The sequence below is a fragment of the Pseudomonas sp. TE3-3-F2023 genome (assembly GCF_036784815.1).
Lineage (GTDB): Bacteria > Pseudomonadota > Gammaproteobacteria > Pseudomonadales > Pseudomonadaceae > Aquipseudomonas > Aquipseudomonas pudica.
In genome coordinates, this window is record NZ_CP145113.1 from 1,496,487 (window position 1) to 1,516,939 (window position 20,453).

The window sequence follows — 20,453 nt, forward strand, 5'->3', positions numbered from 1 at the left end:
CGGTAAAAACACCTAGGCTGTACGGATCAAATTGTTTCAGGAGGAACAAGCGCATGCGTTCATTTCGCCGGGTCGCGATCCTGGGCGGCAACCGAATTCCCTTCGCCCGCTCCAATGGCGCCTACGCCACGGTCAGCAACCAGGCGATGCTCACCGTCGCCCTCGAAGGGCTGATCGAACGCTACCGCCTGCATGGGTTGTGCATTGGGGAAGTGGTTGCCGGTGCGGTGCTCAAGCACTCGCGTGACATGAACCTGACCCGTGAGTGCGTGCTGGGCTCGCGGCTGTCGCCGCAGACGCCGGCCTACGATATCCAGCAAGCCTGCGGCACCGGGCTGGAGGCGGCGTTGCTGGTGGCCAACAAGATTGCCCTGGGGCAGATCGACTGCGGCATTGCCGGCGGCGTGGACACAACCTCCGATGCGCCGATTGCAGTCAACGAAGGCCTGCGCCATATCCTGCTGCAGGCCAACCGTGGCAAAAACCTGGGCGAGCGGCTCAAGCCAATCCTCAAGCTGCGCCCTCACCACCTGAAACCTGAATTGCCGCGCAACGGTGAGCCGCGCACCGGGTTGTCTATGGGCGAGCATTGCGAACGCATGGCCCAGGCCTGGCGCATTGGCCGTGCCGAGCAGGACGAACTGGCGCTGTTGAGCCACCGGGCGCTGGCTGCCGCGTACGCTGAAGGGTGGGAGGATGACCTGCTGACGCCGTTTCTGTCTTTGACCCGTGATAACAACCTGCGCCCCGACCTGACCCTGGAACAATTGTCCAAGCTCAAGCCAGCCTTCGACCGCAGCGGGCAGGGCACGCTGACGGCCGGCAACTCCACACCGCTGACCGACGGCGCTTCGCTGGTGTTGCTGGGCAGCGAGGAATGGGCCGAGCAGCAGGGGCTGCCGGTGCTGGCCTATCTGGTCGATGGTGAAACCGCTGCGGTGGATTTCGTTACTGGTCGCGAAGGGCTGTTGATGGCGCCGGTGTATGCGGTGCCGCGGCTGCTGGCGCGCAATGGCCTGACGCTGCAGGACTTTGACTATTACGAGATTCACGAAGCCTTTGCTGCCCAGGTGCTGTGCACGCTCAAGGCCTGGGAAGATGCCGATTATTGCCGTGAGCGGTTGGGGCTGGATGCGCCGCTCGGGGCGATTGACCGCAGCAAGCTCAACGTCAAGGGCAGTTCGCTGGCGGCCGGGCACCCGTTTGCCGCGACCGGGGGGCGGATATTGGCCAACCTGGCCAAGTTGCTGGCGAGGGTGGGGAAGGGGAGGGGGTTGATTTCGATCTGTGCAGCGGGTGGGCAGGGGGTGACCGTCATCGTCGAGCGCTGAGCTGTTAGGCTTGTCTGGTCAGAACTACAAGAAACCGCCATGCCCATCATCGGACACCCCCGCCCCATTCCGGCGCTGGATCACCTGCCCAGACCGCTCTATGCACGAGCCGAAAGCCTTGGCGCCGGCTCCTGGACCACCCGCCACCAGCACGACTGGGTGCAGTTTTCCTACGCCATCAGCGGCGTCCTCGGGGTGTATACCCACGAAGGCAGCTACTTCGCCCCGCCCCAGTGGGGCGTGTGGATCCCAGCCGATGCCGAACACGAAGTGGTCACCTCTATGCAGGCCGAAATGCGCAGCCTTTACGTGCGCCGGGATGCCTGCCCGTGGGCGCCGGAGCAATGCCGAGTACTGGAAGTGACCCCGCTGGCGCGCGAACTGATCAAGCAGTTCTGCCTGTTCCCGGCAGACTACCCGGAGGGGGACAGTGCCGAGTCGCGGCTGGTGGCGGTGCTGCTCGACCAGTTGCGCATGCTGCCCGAAGTCGGTTTTTCGTTGCCGCTACCACGGCACCCGGGATTGCTGGCGCTGTGCAATGGTCTGATCGCTGCCCCGGATCAGTCGCAGACCTTGCAGCAGTGGGCGCGAGAGTTGGGGTGCTCGGAGAAGACGCTGATGCGGCTGTTCCAGCGGGAGACGGGCTTGAGTTTTCGCAACTGGCGGCAGCGTATGCGGCTGTTGTCGTCGCTGGCGTTGCTGGAGTCGGGGGAGAGTGTGACCGAGGCGGCGTTGGGGTGTGGGTATGACTCCACCTCGGCATACATTGCGGCGTTCAAGCAATTGTTCGGCGCGACGCCGGGGGAGTTGAAGCTTTAGGCAATCAGGCATTGTTTGCCTGCACCGGCCCTATCGCCGGCAAGCCAGCTCCCACAGGATCCCACTGCACTCAGGGCCTGTGCAGTACCCGTGGGAGCTGGCTTGCCGGCGATAGGGCCGGTACAGGTAATGTATCAATCAGGTACGGAACCTGCGCACCAGCGCATCCAGCTCATTGGACAACCCGGCCAGGCTCTCCGAATCCATCCGCGCTGCCTGGGCCAGTTCCGCCACCAACTGCGCATCGCCATGAATCTGGCTGATATGACGGTTGATGTCCTCGGCCACCTGGTGCTGCTCTTCGGCCGCCGTGGCGATCTGGGTGTTCATGTCACGGATCACATCCACCGACTCGCGGATCTGCCCGAAGCTGTCACGGGCCAGGCCGATGCGGCTCACCGACTGCTGCGAAACCTCCAGGCTGGCGTGCATCTGTGCGGCTACTTCGGCAGTGCGGCTGGCCAGGTTGCCAAGCAGGCCGTCGATCTCGGCCGTGGAGTCGGCAGTACGTTTGGCCAGCGCCCGCACCTCGTCGGCGACCACGGCAAAGCCACGCCCCTGCTCGCCGGCACGGGCCGCTTCGATGGCGGCGTTGAGCGCCAGCAGGTTGGTCTGTTCGGCAATCGACCGAATGGTGCCGAGGATCGACTGGATGGCGTTGCTGTCACGCTCCAGCTGCTGGATCGACTGCGCCGATTGCTCGATCTCCTGGCTCAGGCGGTCGACGCTATGTACCGCGGCATCGATCTGCTGCTGGCCTTCGCGGGCCTGTTGCTGGCCGCTGTCGGCCGACTGCGCCGCCTGGCTGCAGGAACGTGCCACTTCGTTGGCGGTGGCGACCATTTCGTGGAAGGCGGTGGAGACCATGTCCACCGCTTCGCGCTGGCGGCCTGCGGCTTCGGCCATATCGCTGGAAACGCGGGTCGAGCTGCTGGAAGTGCTGAGGATCTTGCTGGCGGCAGCACTGATGTGCTGGATCAGGCTGCGAATGGCACCGAGGAACTGGTTGAACCAGCTGGCCAGTTGCGCGGTTTCGTCGCGACCACGGATTTCCAGGTTGCGGGTCAGGTCGCCCTCGCCCTGGGCGATATCTTCCAGGCCGCTGGTTACGCTATTGATCGGGCGCACGATCAGCTTGGCGAAGGTGGCACCGACCACAGCGAACAACGCAGCCAGTACCAGGGCCACCACGCCGATCAACCAGGTCAGGCGGGTGGTGGTCTGCATCACTTCGCTTTGTTCGATCAGGCCGATCAGGGTCCAGCCCAGCTGTTCGTCCGGGTAGATGTTGGCCATGTAGCGTACGCCATTCAGCTCCACTTCGGCCAGCCCCTTGCCGTGCTTGGCCAGCTCGGCGTACCCCTCGCCAAAGCTCGCCAGTTGCTTGAAGTTATGCTTGGCGTCACGAGGGTCGACCAGTACGTTGCCGTTGTTTTCCACCAGTAGCACGTAGCCGCTTTCGCCCAGCTTGATCTGCTGGACGATTTCGGTGAGGCCTTTGAGCGAGACGTCGACGTTGACTACACCGCCGGGGTTGCCCAATTGGTTGGCGACGGTGCGCACGGTGCTGACCAGCACGGCGTCGTCGGCAGCCCAGTAGTAGGCGCCGGTACGCAAGGTCTTGCCAGGGTTGGCCATGGCCAGCTGGTACCAGGGGCGGGTGCGTGGGTCGTAATTGACGAATTTTTGCCCGGCCGGCCAGCCAACGTAACCGCCGTCACTCACCCCATAGGACATGTACGCATAGCTGGGATGCGCATTGGCCAGGCGGGTCATGAAGTCGAGCAGCTTGCTGGCGTGGTCACCCAGTTCGTAGGACGGGGTAGCGCTCATGTATTTGTTCAGCTCGCTGCCCGTGGCGGCGACCAGCGGTTGCGCAGCCATGTACTCGACGTTCTGGTTGATGCCCTGGAAGAAGATGTTCATCGCGTTGCTGACCTGGCGGATTTCCCGGCTGCTGCCTTCGAGGAATCCCTCGCGGGCTTCGCCGCGCAGGTTGAGGACCACCAGCGTGGCCACGAGGACGATGGGCAAGCCGGCGATGACCGCGAATGCCCAGGTCAGTTTCTGTTTGATGTTCATCGACGCTCCCGGATTTTTTAATTATCGACACACGAGGCAGGTAGCTATTGCATCGGCATGATCCGGGTTTTATGTAGGAAAAAAGCCCGTAATTACTAGGTAAAGTCGTCTTTGGTGACTATTCGGTCGTGTTTGGACGTATATGGCATACCAAAGGGCTGCGGGCAGGTCAGTGGCAGCAGCCATCCGCAGCACCGTTGGCCAGGTCCTTGAGGATCGGGCAGTCCGGGCGGTCGTCTCCCTGACAGTGGGAAACCAGCTCACCGAGGGTGTCACGAAGGCTGACCAACTCTTCGATGCGTCGGTTCAGCTCATCGATGTGTTGCATGGCCAGCGCTTTCACATCGGCGCTGGCACGCTGGCGGTCCTGCCAAAGGGTCAGCAACTTGCCGACCTCCTCGAGGGAAAAGCCAAGGTCGCGGGAGCGCTTGATGAAGGCCAGGCTGTGCAGGTCTTCCGCCTGGTACAGGCGGTAGCCGCTGTCGCTACGCGTGGCGGGCTTGAGCAAGCCGATGGACTCGTAGTAACGGATCATCTTGGTGCTGAGCCCGCTGCGGCGGGCGGCTTGGCCGATGTTCATGGAGCCTCCTGGGTGTTGCTGGTGGGTTTCCACGCCTTGAGCCAAAGCGCGTTGCTCACCACGCTGACGCTGGACAGGGCCATGGCAGCGCCGGCCAGCACCGGGTTGAGATAACCCAGTGCGGCCAGCGGGATGCCGATCAGGTTATAGATGAACGCCCAGAACAGGTTTTGGCGGATTTTCGCATAGGTCTTGCGGCTGATCTCCAGGGCGGCCGGTACCAGGCGTGGGTCGCCGCGCATAAGGGTGATGCCGGCGGCCTGCATGGCCACATCGGTACCGCCACCCATGGCAATGCCGATATCGGCGGCCGCCAGCGCCGGCGCATCATTGATGCCATCACCGACCATGGCGACCACGCCATCCTGCTTGAGTGCTGCCACGGTCGCGGCCTTGTCGGCCGGCAGCACTTCGGCATGCACGTCGTCGATGCCCAGGGCATCGGCCACCACTTTGGCGCTGCCGCGGTTGTCGCCGGTCAGCAGGTGGCTGCTGATGTGTTGCGCGTGCAGGGTATCGATCGCCTGCGCGGCGCCGGGCTTGAGGCTGTCACCAAAGGCGAACAGGCCCAGCACCCGCGGCTGTGCGCCACGTTCGATCAGCCATGACAGGGTGCGCCCCTCGGCTTCCCAGGCCTGGGCCTTGGCGGCCAGGTCGCCGGGTGGCAGGGCGCTTTCGTCGAGCAGGCGGCGGTTGCCCAAGGCCAGCTCGCGGCCTTCCACGCGCCCGGCGATACCACGCCCGGTCAGCGACTGGCTGTCGACAACGCCAGGCACGTCCAAGCCCTGCTCGGCGCAAGCATCCAGTACCGCCTTGGCCAGCGGGTGTTCGCTGCCGCGCTGCAGGGCACCGGCAAGTCGGTGCAGGTCGGCGTTGCTGCCCACCTGCGCCTGGCTGTGGACAACGCGCGGGCTGCCGGAAGTGAGGGTGCCGGTCTTGTCGAACACTACGCGGTTGACCGCATGGGCGCGCTCCAGGGCTTCGGCGTCCTTGATCAGGATGCCATGGCGGGCGGCGACCCCGGTGCCAGCCATGATCGCTGCAGGTGTGGCCAGTCCGAGGGCGCAGGGGCAGGCGATGACCAGTACGGCGACGGCATTGATCAGCGCGGTTTCCAGTGGCGCGCCGGCCAGCCACCAACCGACCAGGGTGATCAGCGCCAGTACCAGCACGGCCGGGACGAATACCTGGCTGACCCGGTCGACCAGCTTCTGGATCGGTGCCTTGGCCGCCTGCGCGTCTTCTACCAGGCGGATGATGCGTGCCAGCACGGTTTCGGTGCCCAGTGCCTGGGTGCGTACCTGCAGCCGGCCTTCGCCGTTGATGGCGCCACCGGTGACGCTGTCGCCGGGCTGCTTGGGCACCGGCAGGCTCTCGCCGCTGATCAGGGCTTCATCGGCATGGCTGCTGCCCTCTTCCACCACACCATCGACCGGGAAGCGCTCACCGGGTTTGACCAGTACCAGATCGCCGAGGCGCAGCTGGGCAATGGCCACGTCTTCTTCCCGGCCATCGACCAGACGCACGGCCCGCTCCGGGCGCAGGGCTTCGAGGGCACGGATGGCGCTGGCGGTCTGGCGTTTGGCACGGCTTTCCAGGTACTTGCCCAGCAGCACCAGGGCAATCACCACGGCCGAGGCTTCGAAGTACAGGTGAGGGGCCATGCCGGCGGGGGCCTGCGCCCACTGGTACAGGCTCAGGCCATAGCCGGCGCTGGTGCCCAGGGCTACCAGCAGGTCCATGTTGCCGGTACCGGCGCGCACGGCCTTCCAGGCAGCCACGTAGAACCGCGCGCCAAGAATGAACTGCACCGGTGTGGCCAGCAGGAACTGCACCCACGCTGGCAACATCCAGTGCACGCCAAACGGCTGCACCAGCATGGGCACCACCAATGGCAGGGCTAGCAGCAAGGCTGCGCCGACCGCCAGGCGTTCGTTACGCAGGCGGCGTTGTGCAGCGTTCTGGTCGTCCCTTGCGGTTTGCGGCAGGCTGGCGCTGTAGCCGGCCTTTTGCACGGCGTCGATCAGCAGGTTGTCGGCGAGGGCCGCCAGCACTTCGAGGTGCGCGCGTTCGCTGGCCAGGTTGACGCTGACCTGTTCAACACCCGGCAGCTTGCCGAGGGCGCGCTCTACACGCCCGACGCAACTGGCGCAGGTCATGCCGCCAATCTGCAGTTCGACGGTGCGGGTAGGCACGCCATAGCCGGCTTCGTGTACGGCGTCGACCAGGGCGGGCAAGCTATTGGCCGGGGCCTGGACCCGGGCCTGTTCGGTGGCGAGGTTGACGCTGACCTGTTCAGCGCCGGTGACTTTGCGCAGGGCGCGCTCGACCCGGCCGGCACAGCTGGCGCAGGTCATGCCGGAGATCGGCAGGTCGTATGTGGTGGATGCGGGCATGGCTCTCCTCCTTGGACAGGCCTCCAGCATCAACCTTGCCACGCAGGTAAGGTCAATAGCCCAGGCCGGCTCGCTTCAACTCCAGCCCATATTGCCCCATGGCGATGCGGTATTTGTTGATCTGGCCCGCCTGCAGGTTCAGTCGTGTGCTGCGTTGGTCCTCGACGCCCGCAGCGCAGCCGGGCATTTGCCCGGGCAGCAGGCGCAGACGCACGTCCACCGGGCCGGGCGGCAGGTTGAACGAGGTGGATTGCTCCTGGAACACGCGCCCGGAGAGCTGGTCGTTGAGGTAAATGCCGATTTCGCAACTGGTGGCCACTTCCAGGCGCTCCCGGGAAATGATCAGCACGCTGTAGTCCGAGTTGCCCTCGGCACTGGCCGGTGGCACTGCAGCCAGCGTGCTCAATAGCCCGACGACGCCCAATGCTGCCCTGAACATGAAAAATCTCCTGCTTGCGTGATCATCAAAGGCGCAGCTTGGCCGACGCGCGCGCGGATTTCCACCCCGGCTATTGTCGACAGGTCTTGACCTTGCCCCGATGGCAAGCTTGAGACTCGTGCAAAACCTGAAGGAGGTAACCCCATGCAAGTGTTCAATGTACAAGGCATGACCTGCGGCCATTGCGTGAAAGCCGTGACCCGGGCGGTGCAGGAGCAGGATGCCGCGGCCAAGGTGGAGGTCGACCTGGCGGCCAGGCAGGTACGGGTGCAGAGCGAGTTGGCTCAGGAGCAGATCCTCACGGCCATTCGCGATGAAGGTTATCAGGCCGAAGTAGCCTGAACACTTGCCTGTGGGAGCGGGCGTGCCCGCGAACACCGGCACCGCCGGTGCCATCCGCCGCGCTGCCTGATTCGCGGGCACGCCCGCTCCCACAGAGACCGCGGCAGCCCTTGAAGTTGTTGCAAATGTTTTCATGTCGATAGGGCCCACAGCAGGTAGAATCGAGCACTTGCTTAGCCTGCTATGGATTCCTGATGAACCTGCGAATGGTGCTCATCCTGGGCGCACTCAGTGCGTTCGGGCCCTTGGCGATCGACTTTTACCTGCCCGCCTTCCCGGCCATGGCACAGGCGTTCGCCACCGATGAAAAACACGTTCAGGCCACCTTGGCCGCCTACTTTCTCGGCCTGTCCATCGGGCAACTGGCCTACGGGCCGGTGGCTGACCGCTTTGGCCGGCGCAAGCCGCTGATGTTCGGGGTGACCCTGTTCACCCTTGCGTCACTGGCATGTGCCTATGCTCCCAACCTCGACACCTTGGTGCTGGCGCGTTTCGTCCAGGCATTGGGCGGTTGCGCCGGGATGGTGTTGTCGCGGGCCATCGTCAGTGACAAGTGCGACCCGGTGGCCTCGGCCAAGGTGTTCTCGCAGTTGATGCTGGTCATGGGCCTGGCGCCAATCCTGGCACCAATGCTGGGTGGGGTGCTGGTGAACGTGGCCGGCTGGCAATCCATCTTCCTCGCCCTGAGCCTGTTCAGTGCCGGCTGCCTGCTGGCGGTCAGCCTGGGCCTGCCGGAAAGCTTGCCCGAGCACATACCGCGGCAACCGCTGTCTGGCGCCTTGCGCCAGTACCTGCGCCTCTTCGCTGACCGGGTATTCGTCGGCCATGCCCTGACCGGTGGTATCGCCATCGCCGGCATGTTTGCCTACATCGCCGGCTCACCTTTCGTGTTCATCAAGCTCTACGGCGTGCCAGCCGAGCATTACGGCTGGTTGTTCGGTACCAATGCCGCCGGCTTTATCCTGGTGGCACAGGTTAATGCACGCTTGCTGGCCAAGCGCGGGCCAGCGTTCCTGCTGGCGCGTGCTGTGTGGCTTTACCTGGCTGCGGGCCTGGCGTTGCTGGGTGTGGCGGCAATGCGGCCAACTCAGCTGTGGCCATTGTTGGTTCCGCTGTTCGTCTGCATTTCCAGCCTCGGCTGTATCATCCCCAATGCCGCTGCCTGTGCCATGAGCGGGCAGGGCGCACGGGCCGGTAGTGCCTCGGCGCTGATGGGCTGCCTGCAGTTCAGCGTCGCTGCCGGTGCCGCAGCGCTGGTCGGGCTGCTGCATGATGGCAGTGCGGTGCCGATGGCGCTGGTGATCAGCCTGTGTGGGGCGCTGGTGGTCAGTGTCGCGCTGCTGACCCGACGGTTGCCGGCCAAGGCTCCCGCATAAGCGGGTGAGGTGCCTGCAACCGGGTTTCCAGCGTGGCGACGAAGGCGCGCGCTTCGGCCTCGCTGCGGAAACTGACCACGTGTTGATCGAGCTGGACCTGCCAGGGGCAGGCGGGGTTTCGGCTCGACGCACTGACGACAATTTTCATCGCGGCATACCTCCAAAGGGGGGAGAGCGGATGAAGTGTAGCGCTGCACCTTCGGCCTGCCATGACCTGAATCAGTGTCCTGACTGACGGTCGCCAAGAACGTTTTCTACCTGTTTTTCCTGCTCGGGGCGCAATGCCCGCAAGCAGGTGGAACCTTCGCTTTGGCTTGCGTTATTTGTGGAAATTGGTTGTCGGCCGCGTCCGAAGATGCATCCGGTGTTTTTTCCGCCTGTCGCTCCCTTGTTCCCGCCATGTGGGCCTGGCTGCTTGCCCGCGCGGTCCGGACAGGTTTCACGCACTGTTTCACTGCTTGCCATGGGTAGGCATACCCAGTGTTTTTTTGCCGGTGGTGCCTCCGCGCTGTGCTGCCTGAATGGCGTTTTTTGCGGCTTATACTGGCGAACCAGGCCAGTGCCAGCGAGAGGCGCTTCCCTGCCAGGGGTGGCCATCGCATCCACACAGTGAACTTGCAGGGAGTTACAGGGACATGAACGCAGCCAGCAGTATCAGCCAGATTGCCAGCCTGATGGCCGACCCCAAGCGCAGTGCCATGCTGTGGGCACTGATCGACGGCACGCCGCGGCTGGCCAACGAGCTCGCGGTAATGACAGGCCTGACCTCGTCATCTGCCTGCGCACACCTTTCATTGTTGTCGTCGGCCGGTTTGCTCCGGCATGAAGCACGGGGCCGCAAGCGTTACTTCCGGCTGGCCACCCCACAAGTCGGGGCAGCGGTGGAGGCCCTGGCCAGTGTCCAGCTGGAGAACGCCAGGGGGGAGCGGGCCAAGGCGCCGGTATCAGCGCTGCCCATGTCGATACGCAGGGCGCGTCGCTGTGGCGATCACTTGGGCGGGGAACTGGCCGGTGAGCTGTATCACCGTCTGGTGGTGGCCGGCTGGTTGGAGGGTAGTGGTCGACAGCTGATGGTAAGCGAGGAGGGGCGGACGCAGTTGGCTTTGGTCGGGGTCTACATCGATGCTTTGGCGCCAAATCAGCAACGTGGCTGTGTAATCTGCCGCTGCACCGAGTGGAACGACCAGGGGCCGCACCTGGGTGGCGTGCTGGGGCAGGCCTTGTTCCGGCTGTTCCTGCAGTCTGGCTGGATGCGCGAAGCCGAGGACTCGCGGGCATTGCATATCTCTGCGCTGGGTATCCAGCAAATCAATCGCATTGCCCGCGTGCCGACGTTGCAGGTCGGTTGACCGCGACACCGTCATGCCGGCGTCAGGTCATTCAGGCCAGCCGGGCATCCAGGCTGTTCTGGGCCAGGCGACGGGCCTGGTCTTCGGTCATGCCCAGGTGCGTGTACAGGGCGTGGAAGTTTTCGGTGACATAGCCACCGAAGTAGGCCGGGTCGTCAGAGTTGACCGTTACCTTCACGCCGCGCTCGAGCATGTCGAGGATGTTGTGCTGGTTCATGTGGTCGAACACGCACAGCTTGGTGTTCGACAGCGGGCACACCGTGAGCGGGATCTGCTCGTCGATGATGCGCTGCATCAGGCGCTCGTCCTCGATGGCGCGCACACCGTGGTCGATACGCTTGACCTTCAGCAGGTCCAGGGCTTCCCAGATGTACTCGGGCGGGCCTTCCTCGCCAGCATGGGCAACGGCGACCAGGCCTTCACTGCGGGCACGGTCGAACACGCGCTGGAACTTGCTCGGCGGGTGGCCCATTTCCGAGCTGTCCAGGCCAACGGCGATGAACGCATCGCGGAACGGCAGGGCCTGGTCGAGGGTTTTCTGCGCCTCATCTTCGCTGAGGTGGCGCAGGAAGCTGAGGATCAGGCCGCTGCTGATGCCCAATTGTTCGCGACCGTCCCTGAGCGCCTGGTTGATACCGTTGAGCACCACTTCGAAGGGGATACCGCGGTCGGTATGGGTCTGTGGGTCGAAGAACGGTTCGGTGTGGATAACGTTCTGAGCCTTGCAGCGTTGCAGGTAGGCCCAGGTCAGGTCGTAGAAGTCCTGCTCGTTACGCAGCACGTCGGCGCCCTGGTAATATAAGTCCAGGAACTCCTGCAGGTTGTTGAAGGCATAGGCACCGCGCAAGGTCTCCACATCGGCCCAGGGCAGGGCGATCTTGTTGCGCTCGGCCAGGGCGAACAGCAGCTCGGGCTCCAGCGAGCCTTCCAGGTGCAGGTGCAGTTCGGCCTTGGGCAGGGCGTTCAACCAGTCATACATGGTGGGTCATCTCGATCAGGTACGGTTGCCGCCATTCTACAGAGCCTGGCCGGGTATTGCGCCCGGCCAGGCTGCGACCTGGTGAATCACCAGACCAAGGGTTCGCCCTTGTAGTTGATGAAGCGCAGGCCGCCGTTGCCGCTTTGCGCCTTGATCTGTTCAAGCATGCCGCGGGTGCTGGTCAGCACGTCGATCTCGGCGTTTTCACCGCCCATGTCGGTTTTCACCCAACCCGGGTGCATGGCCAGCACGCACAGGTCGGGGCGTTGTTGCTCTACGACGAAGCTGTTGATCATCGAGTTCAGGGCCGCCTTGCTGGCCTTGTACAGGCAGATTTCGCCGCCATCGGGGATGGTCACGCTGCCCAGGATCGAGCTCATGAAGGCCAGCACGCCGCTGCTTTCGCGTACTTGGCCGACCAGGCGGCGGGCCACGCGGATTGGCGCCACGGCATTGGTCATGAACAGGTCGCCGATGTCCTTGTTCTGTACCGCTTCCAAGTCCTGCGGCAGGGGGCCCATGACCCCGGCGTTGACGAATATCAAGTCGAACACCTGGCCTTGCAGGCGTTGCTTCAGGCCATCGAGCTGGGCCGTGTCGTTCATTTCCAGCTGTTCGATGCGCACGCCGGGCACATTCGCCAGGGCGCCGGGCTGCTGCGGGTTGCGCACGGTGGCGGTGATGTTCCAGCCGTCTTCGTGCAGGCGTTGCACCAGGCCCAGGCCCAGCCCGCGCGAGGCCCCGATGATAAGTGCGGTTTTTGCGTTAGCCATGTGGATGCGCTCCGTGATCGGTTCGAAGAAGGGTATTGAGGATAATGCACTGTGGTGCCGGGCGCCTTGTCGTAGGTTGTACGAAAAATCACCAGTTGCGTCAGGCCCTTGTACGGCGTGGCCTTCGGCTTGTTGCCGCACGGGTTATCCACCAGCTGGTCCACAGTTATTGTGTGCAAGCGCAGATGGCTGTGCAGGGCTAGGCAGGCTGTGGGCCTGGGGATAACGTCAGGAGCATCAACGGTTTGCGGCTGTCATCAAATGGTGATCAAAATATGATCAAGGCTCTGCAGCCCTTGAGTAATGCCGCCTGCAAGCGAGTGCCCCAAGCTTATCCACAGGCCGGCCCACAGTTGTTGTGGGCAATGTTCAGCGTGCTTCGAGCAGAATACGCCCGCGGCTCAGGTCGGCCAACTGCTGCTGCAGTGGCGCCAGGTGGGCGTCACCCAGGGCAATGAGCAGGTCCACGCCATTGGCGGTGAACTGCTCATCCAGGACCAGGCCGTCAACCTCGGCCAGACGCAACTTCACAAGCGCCAGTTCGCTGAAACTGCAACTGCAGGTGAATTCGCTGCGCTGCACCAGCAGCCGCTTGGGTGCCTGTTGCAGGCACTTGTTGGCACCGCCGCCATAGGCCCTGGCCAGGCCGCCGGTGCCCAGCTGGATGCCGCCGTACCAGCGGATCACCAGCACCACCACCTGGTCGCAGTCCTGCGCTTCGATGGCTGCGAGGATTGGCCGCCCCGCGGTACCACCAGGTTCGCCGTCATCGCTGCTGCGGTACTGGGCGCCAAGTTTCCAGGCCCAGCAGTTGTGAGTGGCGGCCAGGTCGCTGTGGCGTTCGATGAAACTCATCGCGTCGGCGGCGCTGCTGATCGGCCCGGCGAGGGTGATGAAGCGGCTTTTGCGGATTTCCTCGCGGTACTCGCAGAGGTCGAGCAGGGTAGAAGGCATAAATGACGATCAGGCAGCCGGCTTGATACCGCAGCCCTTCAGAATGATGTGGATAAGATTGTTGCTCGCGTCCTCCATGTCCTGCTTGGTCAGGCGGCTGCGGCCGGTGACCTGGCAGATCTGGGTGGCGAAGTCGGCATAGTGCTGGGTGCTGCCCCACAGCAGGAAGATCAGGTGCACCGGGTCGACCGGGTCCATCTTGCCGGCTTCGATCCAGGCCTGGAACACCGCGGCCCGGCCGCGGAACCATTCGCGGTAGTCGGCACTGAAGTATTCGCTCAGGCAGGTACCGCCGCTGATCACCTCCATGGCGAAGATCCGTGAAGCTTGCGGGTTGCGCCGAGAGAACTCCATCTTGGTGCGGATGTACTGGCTCAGGGCTTCGCCCGGGTCGTCGTCGACGCTCAAGGCGTTGAAGGTGCTGTCCCACAACTCGATGATGTTGCTGAGCACGGCAATGTACAAGCCCAGCTTGTTGGTGAAGTAGTAATGCAGGTTGGCCTTGGGCAACCCCGCCTTGAGGGCGATGGTGTTCATGCTGGTGCCCTTGAAACCATGGCGGGCGAACTCGTCTTCGGCGGCCTGGATAATGGCCTGTTCGTTCTTCTGGCGGATGCGGCCCGCGGGCTTGCCCGAGGCGGAGAGGCGATGCGCAGGGACTTCTAGGGTCATGGACGATTCCGTACGGGTCAGTGGCTGCGGCTGTCGGACAAGATTACCTGCCTGTGCCGAAGTGACAAGCGTTTGCGGCACAGACTGGCATCAGCGTGTCGCAGCCAGGCTTTCGAGGAAGCTTTCCAACACCAGGTTCGGCCGCCGGCCCTTGCGCGTTACCCAGCTGAGGCTCAGGTCATAGAAGCGTTGCTGGGGCTTCAGGGCACGCAAGCGGCCTTGCTGCACCCAGAACGTGGCGTAGTGGTCTGGCAGGTAGCCGATATAGCGCCCGGTAAGGATGAGAAACGCCATTCCTTCGCGGTCCGAAGCACTGGCCGTACAGTTCAGCGCCTGGTAATGCGCCTGGATTTCGGCCGGTAGGCGGAAGGTGGGGGTGATGGCCTCCTGGCTGTTGAGGCGGTCGTCGTCGATCTGCTGGTCATCGGCATAGAATAGTGGGTGGCCGACCGCGCAATACAGCAGCGAGCGCTCGCTGTACAACGGTTGGTACTCGAGGCCCGACAATGGACTGGTCTGTGGCACCACACCGACATGCAGGCTGCCATCGAGCACGCCATGCTCGACCTGGCTGGGCGCGATCATGCGGATCTGGATGCGCACATCGGGCCCGCGGTCCTTGAGTTCGGCCAATGCATGGGTAATGCGCATGTGCGGCAAGGTAACCAGGTTGTCGGTCAGGCCAATGTTCAGCTCGCCACGCAAGTGCTGGTGAAGGCCGTTGACCTCGGTGCGGAAGCTTTCCAGGGCGCTGAGCAGTTGCAGCGCCGAATGGTAGACCTCGCGGCCTTCCTCGGTCAGCGAGAAACCGGCGCGGCCGCGCTGGCACAGGCGCAGGCCGAGGCGTTGCTCCAGGTCGTTCATCTGCTGGCTGATGGCCGAACGGCCTATGCCCAGCACGTTTTCCGCGGCGGAGAAGCCGCCGCACTCGACGACACTGCGGTAGATCTTCAGCAGGCGGATGTCGAAATCGCTGACTTGGGCAAGTGGATCGGGGCGTCGGCTCATTAGTTTAGTGAGGGCCTGTCTGAAGATTAGAAATGTTGGCTTTTTCAGACTTTATCGCCGTGCCAATTTAGCTGCAACAACATCCATCGTTGCCTAATCGTCTTCCGAGGAACCGCCGATGAACATGCCCGAAACCGCTACCGCCGGTATCGCCAGCCAGCTCAAGCTGGATGCACACTGGATGCCCTACACCGCCAACCGCAACTTCCAGCGCGACCCACGCCTGATCGTGGCGGCCGAAGGCAACTACCTGGTCGACGACAAGGGGCGCAGGATCTTCGATGCCCTGTCCGGCTTGTGGACCTGCGGCGCCGGGCATACCCGCAAGGAAATCACCGAGGCAGTGGCTCGCCAGATCGGCACCCTGGACTATTCACCGGCCTTCCAGTTCGGCCACCCGCTGTCGTTCCAGCTGGCCGAGAAGATCACCGAGCTGACCCCGGGCGACCTAAACCATGTGTTCTATACCAACTCCGGTTCCGAGTGTGCCGACACCGCGCTGAAGATGGTGCGTGCGTACTGGCGCCTGAAAGGCCAGGCGACCAAGACCAAGATCATCGGCCGGGCCCGCGGCTACCACGGCGTGAACATCGCCGGTACCAGCCTCGGTGGCGTCAACGGTAACCGCAAGCTGTTCGGTCAATTGCTGGACGTCGACCATCTGCCTCACACCGTGCTGCCGGTGAACGCCTTCTCCAAAGGCATGCCGGAAGAGGGCGGTATTGCCCTGGCTGACGAGATGCTCAAGCTGATCGAGCTGCACGATGCCTCCAACATCGCTGCCGTGATCGTCGAGCCGCTGGCAGGTTCGGCTGGTGTGCTGCCGCCGCCGAAGGGTTACCTGAAGCGCCTGCGTGAAATCTGCACCCAGCACAACATCCTGCTGATCTTCGACGAAGTGATCACCGGCTTCGGCCGCATGGGCGCGATGACCGGTTCCGAAGCCTTCGGCGTGACCCCGGACCTGATGTGCATCGCCAAGCAGGTGACCAACGGTGCCATCCCGATGGGCGCGGTGATCGCCAGCAGCGAGATCTACCAGACCTTCATGAACCAGCCGACCCCGGAGTACGCCGTGGAATTCCCCCACGGCTATACCTACTCGGCCCACCCGGTAGCCTGCGCCGCCGGTATCGCCGCGCTGGACCTGCTGCAGAAGGAAAACCTGGTGCAGGCCGCCGCCGAGCTGGCGCCGCACTTCGAGAAGCTGCTGCATGGCGTGAAGGGCACCAAGAACATCGTCGATATCCGCAACTACGGCCTGGCCGGCGCGATCCAGATCGCTGCCCGCGACGGTGATGCCATCGTGCGTCCGTACGAAGCGGCGATGAAACTGTGGAAGGCAGGCTTCTATGTACGCTTCGGTGGCGACACCCTGCAGTTCGGCCCAACCTTCAACACCACGCCGCAGGAACTGGACCGCCTGTTCGACGCAGTGGGCGAAACCCTGAACCTGATCGACTGATCTTTCCGATTCTGATGACAGGTGCGTGAACACATCGCGTGCCTGCCTCAACCTTCTTTATCTGGAGTTTTGCATGAGCATTGTTCAGCACCTGATCCACGGCGAACTGGTTACCAAGGGTGAGCGCACCGCCGATGTCTTCAACCCGTCCACCGGCCAGGCCGTGCGCAAGGTCGAGCTGGCCAGCCGCGCGACCGTGCAGGAAGCGATCGACTCTGCCAAGGCGGCCTTCCCGGCCTGGCGCAACACCCCACCGGCCAAGCGCGCCCAGGTGATGTTCCGCTTCAAGCAACTGCTGGAGCAGAACGAAGCGCGCATCTCGCAGATGATCAGCGAAGAGCATGGCAAGACCCTGGAGGATGCTGCAGGCGAACTGAAGCGTGGTATCGAGAACGTCGAGTTCGCCTGTGCCGCGCCGGAAGTGCTGAAAGGCGAGTACAGCCGCAACGTCGGCCCCAACATCGATGCCTGGTCCGACTTCCAGCCGCTGGGCGTGGTTGCCGGTATCACACCGTTCAATTTCCCGGCCATGGTGCCGCTGTGGATGTACCCACTGGCTATTGCCTGCGGCAACGCCTTCATCCTCAAGCCTTCCGAGCGCGACCCGAGCTCGACCCTGTTCATCGCCCAGCTGCTGCTGGAAGCCGGCCTGCCGAAGGGCATCCTCAACGTGGTGCACGGCGACAAGGAAGCGGTGGATGCGCTGATCGAAGCGCCGGAAGTGAAGGCCCTGAGCTTCGTCGGTTCGACTCCGATCGCCGAGTACATCTACGCTGAAGGTACCAAGCGCGGCAAGCGTGTGCAGGCCCTGGGTGGTGCGAAGAACCACGCGGTGCTGATGCCGGATGCCGACCTGGACAATGCCGTGAGCGCTCTGATGGGGGCTGCCTACGGTTCGTGCGGCGAGCGTTGCATGGCCATTTCGGTGGCGGTGTGCGTGGGTGACCAGGTGGCTGACGCCCTGATTGCCAAGCTGGAACCGCAGATCAAGGCCCTGAAGATTGGTGCCGGCACCTCGTGCGGCCTGGACATGGGGCCGCTGGTGACGGCCGCTGCCCGTGACAAGGTGGTGGGCTACATTGATGATGGTCTTGCTGCTGGCGCCAAGCTGGTGGTAGATGGCCGTGGCTTCCGTGTTGCCGGTAATGAGGATGGCTACTTCGTCGGCGGCACCCTGTTCGACAACGTGACCCCGGAGATGCGCATCTATAAGGAAGAGATCTTCGGCCCGGTGCTGTGCGTAGTGCGTGTGAACAGCCTGGAGCAGGCCATGCAACTGATCAACGATCACGAGTATGGCAACGGTACCTGTATCTTCACCCGTGACGGTGAAGCGGCGCGCCTGTTCTGCGACGAGATCGAAGTGGGCATGGTCGGTGTGAACGTACCGCTGCCGGTGCCGGTGGCCTACCACAGTTTTGGTGGCTGGAAGCGCTCGCTGTTCGGGGACCTGCATGCCTATGGCCCGGACGGTGTGCGCTTCTATACCCGTCGCAAGGCGATCACCCAGCGCTGGCCGCAACGTGCCAGCCATGAGGCTTCGCAGTTTGCCTTCCCTAGTTTGTAAGGGATGAGCAGAAGCGGGGAGGCCGATTAGGCCTCCCCGCTTTGTTTTTCAGCGATATTGAAGTTTCTTGAAATTAAGGGTTGACGCACTCTCGAATCCCATTATAATGCGCCCCACTTCCAGCGACATCGGAACGACAAACTTCTTGAAATTCAATAAGTTAGGTTGTTCGAAAGAGCTGAAAGGGCTACGATCAAAAGATCGCCAGCGGTTGAGATGATGGTTGACAGCGCTTCTGAACGCTGTATGATTCGCCTCCCGCTACGAGAGATCGCAGCGAGTCAAGTGTTTGAAGCTAAACGAGTTTCTCGCGAAAAACTTCAAAATAAACGCTTGACAGCAAATGAGGAAAGCGTAGAATGCGCGCCTCGGTTGAGACGAAACGCTCTTAACCAAACGCTCTTTAACAAATCGAATCAAGCAATTCGTGTGGGTGCTTGTGAGTACGGACTGATAGTCACAAAGATTATCAGCATCACAAGTGGCCATGCGAGAAATCACATAGTCATTTGAGATTGCTGAGCCAAGTTTAGGGTTTCTTAAAAACCCAAGCAGTATTGAACTGAAGAGTTTGATCATGGCTCAGATTGAACGCTGGCGGCAGGCCTAACACATGCAAGTCGAGCGGATGACGGGAGCTTGCTCCTTGATTCAGCGGCGGACGGGTGAGTAATGCCTAGGAATCTGCCTGGTAGTGGGGGACAACGTTTCGAAAGGAACGCTAATACCGCATACGTCCTACGGGAGAAAGCAGGGGACCTTCGGGCCTTGCGCTATCAGATGAGCCTAGGTCGGATTAGCTAGTTGGTGGGGTAATGGCTCACCAAGGCGACGATCCGTAACTGGTCTGAGAGGATGATCAGTCACACTGGAACTGAGACACGGTCCAGACTCCTACGGGAGGCAGCAGTGGGGAATATTGGACAATGGGCGAAAGCCTGATCCAGCCATGCCGCGTGTGTGAAGAAGGTCTTCGGATTGTAAAGCACTTTAAGTTGGGAGGAAGGGCAGTAAGTTAATACCTTGCTGTTTTGACGTTACCGACAGAATAAGCACCGGCTAACTCTGTGCCAGCAGCCGCGGTAATACAGAGGGTGCAAGCGTTAATCGGAATTACTGGGCGTAAAGCGCGCGTAGGTGGTTCGTTAAGTTGGATGTGAAAGCCCCGGGCTCAACCTGGGAACTGCATCCAAAACTGGCGAGCTAGAGTACGGTAGAGGGTGGTGGAATTTCCTGTGTAGCGGTGAAATGCGTAGATATAGGAAGGAACACCAGTGGCGAAGGCGACCACCTGGACTGATACTGACACTGAGGTGCGAAAGCGTGGGGAGCAAACAGGATTAGATACCCTGGTAGTCCACGCCGTAAACGATGTCAACTAGCCGTTGGAATCCTTGAGATTTTAGTGGCGCAGCTAACGCATTAAGTTGACCGCCTGGGGAGTACGGCCGCAAGGTTAAAACTCAAATGAATTGACGGGGGCCCGCACAAGCGGTGGAGCATGTGGTTTAATTCGAAGCAACGCGAAGAACCTTACCAGGCCTTGACATGCAGAGAACTTTCCAGAGATGGATTGGTGCCTTCGGGAACTCTGACACAGGTGCTGCATGGCTGTCGTCAGCTCGTGTCGTGAGATGTTGGGTTAAGTCCCGTAACGAGCGCAACCCTTGTCCTTAGTTACCAGCACGTTATGGTGGGCACTCTAAGGAGACTGCCGGTGACAAACCGGAGGAAGGTGGGGATGACGTCAAGTCATCATGGCCCTTACGGCCTGGGCTACACACGTGCTACAATGGTCGGTACAGAGGGTTGCCAAGCCGCGAGGTGGAGCTAATCTCACAAAACCGATCGTAGTCCGGATCGCAGTCTGCAACTCGACTGCGTGAAGTCGGAATCGCTAGTAATCGCGAATCAGAATGTCGCGGTGAATACGTTCCCGGGCCTTGTACACACCGCCCGTCACACCATGGGAGTGGGTTGCACCAGAAGTAGCTAGTCTAACCTTCGGGAGGACGGTTACCACGGTGTGATTCATGACTGGGGTGAAGTCGTAACAAGGTAGCCGTAGGGGAACCTGCGGCTGGATCACCTCCTTAATCGACGACATCAGCCTGCTGATGAGCTCCCACACGAATTGCTTGATTCATGGTTGAAGACGACAAGGCCCTGCAAGGGTCGAGTGTTGTTCCTGGTCAGAACTCGGAAATGAGCATTCGCTTCGAATGTTGATTTCTGGCTTTTGTCAGATCGTTCTTTAAAAATTCGGATATGTGATATATATAGACTGATGACCAGTTTCACTGCTGGTTAATCAGGCTAAG

The 20,453-nt window shown here is 62.1% G+C and carries 17 protein-coding genes and 1 rRNA gene; 8 read left to right on the top strand and 10 right to left on the bottom strand.

Going from position 1 to position 20,453, the window contains the following annotated elements; all coding sequences use genetic code 11:
- Nucleotides 1–53: 53 nt before the first annotated feature.
- Both V3314_RS06765 and V3314_RS06770 read left to right on the top strand, forming a co-directional pair.
- On the top strand, nucleotides 54–1,331 hold the full coding sequence (locus V3314_RS06765; protein ID WP_338460051.1) for an acetyl-CoA C-acetyltransferase: 1,278 nt from the start codon (nucleotides 54–56) through the stop codon (nucleotides 1,329–1,331).
- A 39-nt stretch (nucleotides 1,332–1,370) separates the two neighbouring features.
- Entirely contained in the window at nucleotides 1,371–2,150 is a 780-nt protein-coding gene (locus tag V3314_RS06770) for a helix-turn-helix transcriptional regulator (protein ID WP_046616850.1), read from the top strand.
- A gap of 138 nt (nucleotides 2,151–2,288) precedes the next feature.
- Here the strand turns inward: V3314_RS06770 and V3314_RS06775 are convergent, their stop codons facing one another.
- From V3314_RS06775 to V3314_RS06790, 4 genes are all read right to left on the bottom strand, one after another.
- Nucleotides 2,289–4,232 (bottom strand): methyl-accepting chemotaxis protein, encoded by a 1,944-nt coding sequence (locus tag V3314_RS06775; RefSeq protein WP_046616851.1) that lies wholly within the window; start codon nucleotides 4,230–4,232, stop codon nucleotides 2,289–2,291.
- A gap of 169 nt (nucleotides 4,233–4,401) precedes the next feature.
- Entirely contained in the window at nucleotides 4,402–4,812 is a 411-nt protein-coding gene (gene cueR, locus V3314_RS06780; protein WP_046616852.1) for a Cu(I)-responsive transcriptional regulator, read from the bottom strand.
- Complete coding sequence (locus V3314_RS06785; RefSeq protein WP_338460052.1) at nucleotides 4,809–7,208, bottom strand: heavy metal translocating P-type ATPase; 2,400 nt, start codon at nucleotides 7,206–7,208, stop codon at nucleotides 4,809–4,811. Before V3314_RS06785 ends, cueR begins: the two co-directional genes overlap by 4 nt.
- A 52-nt stretch (nucleotides 7,209–7,260) precedes the next feature.
- Nucleotides 7,261–7,647, bottom strand: coding sequence for a hypothetical protein (locus tag V3314_RS06790; RefSeq protein ID WP_046616857.1), 387 nt, complete (start codon nucleotides 7,645–7,647; stop codon nucleotides 7,261–7,263).
- A gap of 144 nt (nucleotides 7,648–7,791) precedes the next feature.
- On the opposite strand from V3314_RS06790, the gene V3314_RS06795 reads away from it, so the two are divergent.
- A complete protein-coding gene (locus tag V3314_RS06795; protein WP_046616858.1) occupies nucleotides 7,792–7,989 on the top strand; it encodes a cation transporter in 198 nt (65 codons plus the stop codon).
- Nucleotides 7,990–8,183: 194 nt separating this feature from the next.
- Nucleotides 8,184–9,365 carry a multidrug effflux MFS transporter gene (locus V3314_RS06800; protein WP_085601454.1) on the top strand — a complete coding sequence of 394 codons (1,182 nt, stop codon included), beginning with the start codon at nucleotides 8,184–8,186 and terminating at the stop codon, nucleotides 9,363–9,365.
- Here V3314_RS06800 and V3314_RS06805 read toward each other — a convergent pair.
- Nucleotides 9,316–9,513 carry a hypothetical protein gene (locus V3314_RS06805; RefSeq protein ID WP_085601455.1) on the bottom strand — a complete coding sequence of 66 codons (198 nt, stop codon included), beginning with the start codon at nucleotides 9,511–9,513 and terminating at the stop codon, nucleotides 9,316–9,318. The two genes, V3314_RS06800 and V3314_RS06805, sit on opposite strands and share 50 nt — an antisense overlap.
- Nucleotides 9,514–10,000: 487 nt before the next feature.
- On the opposite strand from V3314_RS06805, the gene V3314_RS06810 reads away from it, so the two are divergent.
- The gene (locus tag V3314_RS06810) at nucleotides 10,001–10,714 is read left to right on the top strand and encodes a helix-turn-helix transcriptional regulator (RefSeq protein ID WP_046616862.1); all 714 of its coding nucleotides are present in this window, start codon (nucleotides 10,001–10,003) and stop codon (nucleotides 10,712–10,714) included.
- 31 nt (nucleotides 10,715–10,745) lie between these two features.
- On the opposite strand, the gene V3314_RS06815 is transcribed toward V3314_RS06810, so the two are convergent.
- From V3314_RS06815 to V3314_RS06835, 5 genes are all read right to left on the bottom strand, one after another.
- The gene (locus tag V3314_RS06815) at nucleotides 10,746–11,693 is read right to left on the bottom strand and encodes an adenosine deaminase (protein ID WP_046616863.1); all 948 of its coding nucleotides are present in this window, start codon (nucleotides 11,691–11,693) and stop codon (nucleotides 10,746–10,748) included.
- Between the two features lie 86 nt (nucleotides 11,694–11,779).
- Nucleotides 11,780–12,466 carry an SDR family oxidoreductase gene (locus V3314_RS06820; protein ID WP_046616864.1) on the bottom strand — a complete coding sequence of 229 codons (687 nt, stop codon included), beginning with the start codon at nucleotides 12,464–12,466 and terminating at the stop codon, nucleotides 11,780–11,782.
- Nucleotides 12,467–12,835: 369 nt separating this feature from the next.
- Complete coding sequence (locus tag V3314_RS06825; protein ID WP_016484768.1) at nucleotides 12,836–13,420, bottom strand: YigZ family protein; 585 nt, start codon at nucleotides 13,418–13,420, stop codon at nucleotides 12,836–12,838.
- A 9-nt stretch (nucleotides 13,421–13,429) separates the two neighbouring features.
- Nucleotides 13,430–14,092, bottom strand: coding sequence for a TetR/AcrR family transcriptional regulator (locus V3314_RS06830; RefSeq protein ID WP_003257076.1), 663 nt, complete (start codon nucleotides 14,090–14,092; stop codon nucleotides 13,430–13,432).
- Between the two features lie 90 nt (nucleotides 14,093–14,182).
- Nucleotides 14,183–15,100, bottom strand: a complete 918-nt coding sequence (locus V3314_RS06835) for a LysR family transcriptional regulator (RefSeq protein ID WP_046616867.1) — start codon at nucleotides 15,098–15,100, stop codon at nucleotides 14,183–14,185.
- Between the two features lie 118 nt (nucleotides 15,101–15,218).
- On the opposite strand from V3314_RS06835, the gene V3314_RS06840 reads away from it, so the two are divergent.
- The 3 genes from V3314_RS06840 to V3314_RS06850 all read left to right on the top strand — a co-directional run bounded on the left by V3314_RS06840 (nucleotide 15,219) and on the right by V3314_RS06850 (nucleotide 20,228).
- Nucleotides 15,219–16,565, top strand: a complete 1,347-nt coding sequence (locus V3314_RS06840; protein WP_046616868.1) for an aspartate aminotransferase family protein — start codon at nucleotides 15,219–15,221, stop codon at nucleotides 16,563–16,565.
- Between the two features lie 73 nt (nucleotides 16,566–16,638).
- Complete coding sequence (locus V3314_RS06845; protein WP_046616869.1) at nucleotides 16,639–18,132, top strand: CoA-acylating methylmalonate-semialdehyde dehydrogenase; 1,494 nt, start codon at nucleotides 16,639–16,641, stop codon at nucleotides 18,130–18,132.
- A gap of 559 nt (nucleotides 18,133–18,691) precedes the next feature.
- Nucleotides 18,692–20,228 (top strand): 16S ribosomal RNA (locus tag V3314_RS06850).
- The last annotated feature ends 225 nt before the right edge of the window (nucleotides 20,229–20,453 follow it).